At 70.8% G+C, this 6,279-nt stretch carries 8 protein-coding genes; 4 read left to right on the top strand and 4 right to left on the bottom strand.

Translation table 11 applies throughout. The annotated features are described in order from the left end of the window. Positions 1 to 817, bottom strand: an 817-nt coding sequence (locus VET29_RS07350; RefSeq protein ID WP_324916412.1) for a site-2 protease family protein, incomplete at its 3' end; no start/stop codon positions are given. Positions 818 to 1,037: 220 nt separating this feature from the next. Here VET29_RS07350 and VET29_RS07345 point away from each other — a divergent pair. Together VET29_RS07345 and VET29_RS07340 are read left to right on the top strand one after the other, a co-directional pair. Then, the gene (locus VET29_RS07345; protein WP_324916409.1) at positions 1,038 to 1,913 is read left to right on the top strand and encodes a RecB family exonuclease; all 876 of its coding nucleotides are present in this window, start codon (positions 1,038 to 1,040) and stop codon (positions 1,911 to 1,913) included. A 113-nt stretch (positions 1,914 to 2,026) separates the two neighbouring features. Continuing rightward, on the top strand, positions 2,027 to 2,797 hold the full coding sequence (locus VET29_RS07340; protein WP_324916406.1) for a thioesterase family protein: 771 nt from the start codon (positions 2,027 to 2,029) through the stop codon (positions 2,795 to 2,797). Between the two features lie 160 nt (positions 2,798 to 2,957). Here the strand turns inward: VET29_RS07340 and hisG are convergent, their stop codons facing one another. Genes hisG through VET29_RS07325 form a run of 3 tightly spaced genes read right to left on the bottom strand, consistent with a single transcriptional unit; the run spans position 2,958 to position 4,825 of the window. Then, complete coding sequence (gene hisG / locus VET29_RS07335; protein ID WP_324916403.1) at positions 2,958 to 3,803, bottom strand: ATP phosphoribosyltransferase; 846 nt, start codon at positions 3,801 to 3,803, stop codon at positions 2,958 to 2,960. A 15-nt stretch (positions 3,804 to 3,818) separates the two neighbouring features. Beyond that, entirely contained in the window at positions 3,819 to 4,082 is a 264-nt protein-coding gene (locus VET29_RS07330) for a phosphoribosyl-ATP diphosphatase (RefSeq protein ID WP_324916400.1), read from the bottom strand. A gap of 38 nt (positions 4,083 to 4,120) precedes the next feature. After that, complete coding sequence (locus VET29_RS07325; RefSeq protein ID WP_324916397.1) at positions 4,121 to 4,825, bottom strand: HAD family phosphatase; 705 nt, start codon at positions 4,823 to 4,825, stop codon at positions 4,121 to 4,123. A 52-nt stretch (positions 4,826 to 4,877) separates the two neighbouring features. Between VET29_RS07325 and VET29_RS07320 the strand changes: the two genes are divergently transcribed. Then, entirely contained in the window at positions 4,878 to 5,762 is an 885-nt protein-coding gene (locus VET29_RS07320) for a PAC2 family protein (RefSeq protein WP_324916394.1), read from the top strand. 171 nt (positions 5,763 to 5,933) lie between these two features. Further along, positions 5,934 to 6,279, top strand: a 346-nt coding sequence (locus VET29_RS07315; protein WP_324916390.1) for an MFS transporter, incomplete at its 3' end; no start/stop codon positions are given.

Below are 6,279 nucleotides of genomic sequence, written 5' to 3'. Positions count from 1 at the left end.
CCGCGACCGGGCTCTCGGCGGGGAGTTGCAGCACGGGACGGACCAGGTCGGCGAGCATGAGCCCGTCCGGCCAGTTCCGGCGCTGGTCGGCCGCCAGCTCGCCCCGGGCGCCGGACACCACGAACCACGCGGTGAGCGCGCAGACGCCGAGCCGCAGCCAGCGGTCGGGGCTGTCCTGCGCGAGGCCCCACAGCGCCCAGAACATCAGCAGCGTGGCGACGAGCCAGCCACCGAAGACGGCGGCGCGGGTGCCGATCCCCCGATCACCGAAGACGGCCCACACACCGGCACGCAGCATGCGTCCGCCGTCCAGCGGCAGGCCGGGCAGCATGTTGAACACGGCGACGGCGACGTTGGCCACCGCGCACTCCAGCACCAGCAGCCAGACCGGCCCCGTTGGTGGCATGAGCAGCAGAACGAGCCCGCACACCCCGGCGAGCACGGCGGACACGACCGGCCCGGCGGCGGCGATCAGGCCCTCCTGCGCGGGGCGGCGTGGGGTGCGGCTGATCTCGGCGAGCCCGCCGAGCAGGAACAACCGGAGCCGGCGGACCGGGATGCCGAGCCTGAGCGCGACCACGCAGTGCCCCAGCTCGTGGGCCAACACGGAGACGCCGAGCAACACGGCGAACGCGGCGGCGAGGGACAACGACACGACCGGCCCCGCCTCAGGCAGAAACCGCCCGACGAGCGGCGCATACAACACCACGATCGCGACCGAACCGACCCACCACGACGGCGACAACAGCACCGGCACGCCACGAAAGCGGAACAACAGCAGGCCGCCGTCCCGATCCCAGCCCGCCCCGTTCGCCATGCCAGAAGCGTAGGGGGAGATGTGTGGGAATGCGGTGTGAGGGCACATCACCCCCCGTGACCAGCCACCGCCGCCTGGCCTGAGCAAGCAGCGAAGGCGACGGCAGCAAAGCAACCCGGCCGAACACCGCAGGGAGGGAAGACGCCGGATCAAGGCCACGAACCGCCGAGCGAAGCGAGGCCAATAAACACCGTCGGTGGCCTCCCCTACTGTTTCGGGTATGACGGAAAAGCCTGCCGCCACCCTTGAGGAGGTCGTGCCGAAGCCTAGACGGCCTGCTCTGTCGCCGTCGCGGGCCGGTGACTTCAAGCAGTGTCCGCTGCTCTACCGCTTCCGTGCGGTGGACCGGCTGCCGGAGACGCCGTCGACCGCGCAGGTCCGCGGGATCGCCGTGCACGCGGTGCTGGAGGAGCTGTTCGGGTTACCGGCGGGCGAGCGGGTGCCCGACCGTGCGCACGCGTTGCTGGGGCCGGTGTGGCAGCGGCTGCGGGAGGAGCGTCCGGAGCTGGCCGGCCTCTTCCCGGACGGCGACGAGGAGTGGCTGGAGTCGGCGGCCGGGATGATCGACAGCTACTTCACCCTGGAGGACCCGCGCCGGTTCGACCCGGAGGCCCGTGAGCTGCTGGTGGAGACCGAGCTGAGCTCTGGTGTGCTGCTGCGCGGCTACATCGACCGCCTGGACGTCGCGCCCACGGGTGAGATCCGGGTCATCGACTACAAGACCGGCGCCGCGCCCCGTGAGATCGGCGAGGCGAAGGCGTTGTTCCAGATGAAGTTCTACGCGCTGGTCCTGTGGCGGCTGCGTGGCGTGGTGCCGCGGCAGCTGCGCCTGATGTACCTGGCGGACCGGCAGTCGCTGACCTACACGCCGGACGAGCCGGAGCTGCGGCGGTTCGAGCGGACCCTCGAAGCCGTGTGGCAGGCGATCCTGCGGGCCGGGAGGACGGGTGACTTCCGCCCGAACCGGAGCCGCCTGTGTGACTGGTGCTCGCACCAGGCGCTGTGCCCGGAGTTCGGTGGCACGCCGCCGCCCTACCCTGGCTGGCCGGAGCCCGACGCGGGCGAGGAGACGGTGCTGGACCGGGCGGACGACTGACACCCTGGCCGGGTGCCGCCCCGGCGAAGGCGCGGTGGGCGACGCGGACCGTGGCCGGGTGCCGCTACGGTCGCCCCTGACGTAACACGAAGATCCAGAGGGACAGGCTTCAGATGTTCTATGAACCACTTGGCGGCGGCCGGTATCAGTCGACCGTGCACACGACCGGGCCGTGGTCGAAGCTGACGCAGCACCTCGGGCCGCCGTCGGCGTTGATGGTGCGGGAGATGGAGAAGCTGCCGGCGCCCGTGCCGATGATGATCGCGCGGGTGACTGTCGAGATCCTCGGGCCGGTGCCGGTGGCGGAGCTGTCCGTGTCGGCGGCGGTCGACCGGCCGGGGCGGTCGGTCGAGCTGCTGAGCGCGGAGCTGTCCGCCGACGGCAGGGTGGTGGCACGGGCCCGGGCATGGCGGATCGTCCGCTCGGACACCTCGGCCGTCGCGGTGGACGTCGACGAGCGGTTGCCGCCGCCGTCGGCCGGGCGGGTGATGACGCGTCCCGACTCCTGGGGTGCGGGCTACCTGGACGTGATCGAGTGGCGCTCGCTGGCCGGCTCCCTCGCCGAGTCGGGGCCGGCCACCGTCTGGGGGAGGCAGACCGTACCGCTCGTCGGTGACGAGGAACCGTCCGGGCTGCAACGGCTGCTGACCATCGCCGACTCCGGGAACGGGGTGTCCGGTCGCCTCGACCCGCGAGAGTGGCTGTTCATCAACGCGGACCTGACGGTGCACGTGTACCGGGAGCCGGTTGGCGAGTGGATCGCGCTGGACGCGGTCACCGCGATCGGCCCGGAGGGGATCGGGGCGGCGACGTCGGTGCTGCACGACCTCACCGGGCCCGTCGGCCGCGGGGCTCAGGCGTTGCTGGTACGACCGCAGGGCTAGTGTCCTGAGTCGGAAGTTGGGGTGCTTGTCGGTGGATCCAGGTTTCCGCTGGCAAGGCGCCGGAAGGCCCTCGTACCGGGTTGTACTCGGGCCTTTTCGGCAACGCCGCCAGCGGGAAGCTGGGGCCGCCGAGAAGTGCGCCGAACTTCGACTCAGGACACTAGAGGCGGCAGGACCGGATGTCGGAGGCCAGCACCGCGCGGGCGCCCAGCTTGGCGAGGCGATCCATGATCACGTTGGCGTCCTTGCGGGGCACCATCACGCGGACCGCCACCCAGTCCGGGGACGCCAGTGGAGCCACCGTCGGCGACTCGAGGCCCGGGGTGACCGTGATCGCCTCGTCGAGGAGGGTCTTCGGGCAGTCGTAGTCCAGCATCACGTACTGCTGGGCGAACACGACGCCCTGCAGCCGGCCGGTGAGCTGCTCCTTCGCCGGGGTGTCCGCCGCGTTGACGCCGTGGACGAGCACCGCCTCGGACCTGCAGATGGGGTCGCCGAAGACCTCCAGGTTGTGCTGGCGCAGCGTGCGGCCGGAGTCGACCACGTCCGCGACCGCGTCGGCCACGCCGAGCTGCACGGAGATCTCGACGGCGCCGTCCAGGCGGATGACCGTCGCGTCGATGCCCCTGGCCGCGAGGTCCCGCTTGACGAGGTTCGGGTAGGAGGTGGCCAGGCGCTTGCCGACCAGGTCCGGGACCTTCCACTCGGTGCCGGCGGGGGCGGCGTAGCGGAACGTCGACGCGCCGAAGCCCAGCGGCAGGCGCTCGGCGACCGGGGCACCGGTCTCCAGTGCCTGGTCGCGGCCGGTGATGCCCAGGTCCAGCTCGCCGGAGCCGACGTAGATCGGGATGTCCTTCGGCCGGAGGAAGAAGAACTCGACATCGTTGACCGGGTCCAGGACGGTCAGGTCGCGCTGGTCGTAGCGCTTCCGGTAGCCGGCCTCGGCCAGCATCTCGGTGGCGGGCGCGGACAACGCGCCCTTGTTCGGCACGGCAACCCGAAGCATCTTTCTGAACTCCCCTTAGAGGTGGCGGTAGACGTCTTCGAGGCCGAGGCCGCGTCCCAGCATCAGTACCTGCACCCGGTAGAGGAGCTGGGACACCTCCTCGGCGAGGCGCTCGTCCGACTCGTGCTCGGCGGCGATCCACACCTCGCCGGCCTCTTCCAGAACCTTCTTGCCCTGCGCGTGCACCCCTGCGTCGAGCGCGGCGACGGTGCCGGAGCCCTCGGGTCGGTTGACCGACCGGTCGCGGAGTTCGGCGAACAGCTCGTCGAACGTCTTCACGGCAGTGATCCTGCCATCCCGCGCCAATCACTTTCGGATCAGTGCACGAGGGCAGTGAGGTCCGCCACCGTCAGCCCCGCCAGCGACGTCCGGAACACCCGCCGCTCACCGGGCTCGACCGGCACCTCACACGGCACGACCAGCACGGACGCGCCGGCCGCCACCGCGGACGCGACGCCCGTCGGCGAGTCCTCGATCGCTACGCACTTCGCCGGGTCCACCCCGAGCAGGCGACACGCCTTCAGGTAAGGCTCCGGGTGGGGCTTGTTCAGACCGTCGACCTCATCGCCGCACACTGTCACCCGAAAGAGTGATCTTCCAATCGTGTCGAGAGCCAGTTCGGTTAGTCCGCGCCCGGTCGACGTCACGAGCGCCATCGGCAGGCCAGCCTCGTGGACCGTGGCGAGCGCCCGCGCCGCGCCGGGCCGCCACGGCAGGCCCTGGCAGAAGACCTCGTGCATGCGTCGGTCGATCCAGGCGGCGGCGTCGGCCAGCTGCTCCTCGCCGGGCTCGGCGATGCCGACCTCCTGGAAGATCAGGCGCAACGTCACCGGCATGTTCGAGCCGACCATGGCGTCCCTGGTCTCGGCGGACAGCTCGCCGCCGAGTTTCTCGGTGAGCTCGTACAGCGGGATGTCCCACAGCTTCTCGGAGTCGAGGAGGGTCCCGTCGAGGTCCCACAGGACCGCGACCGGCAGGTCGGTGGTGGTGTCAGGGGACCTCGGATCGGTCTCGGCCGGCATGCGAACCAGCCTACGATCTCCGGCCGGGGCGCTCGGGTCGTAGGCTTGCCCAGTGACCGATCCGGACCTGCAACCAAACGCGCGGCCAGAGCTCGTGGAGCCAGTGGTGGTCTGCGCATTCGAAGGATGGAACGACGCAGGCGACGCCGCTACCGCCGCGATCGAACATCTGCAGCTCACCTGGGAGGCCACCGAGCTGTCCGAGATAGACCCGGACGACTACTACGACTTCCAGGTCACCCGACCCACGGTGCGCATGGTCGACGGAGTCACCCGCCGGGTCGAGTGGCCGACCACCCGGCTGTCGGTGTGCCGGCCGCCGGGTGCGAGCCGTGACGTGGTGCTCGTGCACGGCATCGAACCGAACATGCGCTGGCGGAAGTTCTGCGCGGAGCTGATCGAGCAGTTCGAGGAGTTCGGCGTGACCACGGTCGTCACGCTGGGCGCCCTGCTGGCCGACACCCCGCACACCAGGCCCGTCCCGGTCACGGGCACGGCGTACGACGCGGCATCGGCCGCGCAGTTCGGCCTGGAGCGGTCCAAGTACGAGGGCCCGACGGGGATCGTCGGCGTGCTGCAGGACGCGTGTGTGCAGGTCGGCCTGCCGGCGATCTCGATCTGGGCCGCGGTGCCGCACTACGTGTCGCAGCCGCCGTCGCCGAAGGCCACGCTCGCGCTGCTGCACCGGGTCGAGGAGATCCTCGACGTGGAGGTGCCGCTCGGCGACCTGCCCGACCAGGCTGACGAGTGGCAGCGCACGGTGAGCGAGATGGCCGAGGAGGACGAGGACGTCCGCAACTACGTCCGCGCCTTGGAGGAACGTGGCGACGCCGACCTGGCACTGAACGAGACCAGCGGCGACGCGATCGCCGCCGAGTTCGAGCGTTACCTGCGTCGTCGCCGTCCCGGCCCCGGCCGGGGACCGTCGGGGGTCTGACGCGAGTGTCCCGTTCGCTCGGACTCACCGGGTGAAAGTCATCCACAGCTCTCGCTGACCAGGGGTTTTGTCGGTGCAGTCCGTTAGAATGGGCATCGGGGCGGCCCCCGGGATCGGGTGGGGGCTGCCTACGCAACCAACTGTGTTGGCGTTGATCAAGAAAAAGTCGGCGTGAGCCGGCGGGAGCGGCTTGCTCGGGCGGGGCTGTACGTCGGCGGGTTTCTGGGGCCGTTCGGTGGCGGTGTCACGGCGTCGATGCTTCCGGAGCTGGCGCACGACTTCCGCGTCTCGACCGACGCCACGTCCGCCACGATCACCGCGTACTTCATCCCCTTCGCCGTGTTGATGCTGTTCTCCGGCACGCTCGGCGCCCGGTGGGGCACGCGGCGCTGCGTGCTGTGGGCGTACGTCGTCTCGGTCGCCGGGTCCGGGCTGTGCGCGGTCGCCACCGCGTTCCCGGTCCTGCTGGTCGGGCGCGGCGTCCAGGGGGTCGCCAACGCCTTCACCACTCCCCTGC

It is taken from the genome of Actinophytocola sp. (assembly GCF_035634895.1).
Lineage (GTDB): Bacteria > Actinomycetota > Actinomycetes > Mycobacteriales > Pseudonocardiaceae > Actinophytocola.
Note: the sequence above shows the minus strand (reverse complement) of the source record. Positions and strands in the feature narration are given on the sequence as shown.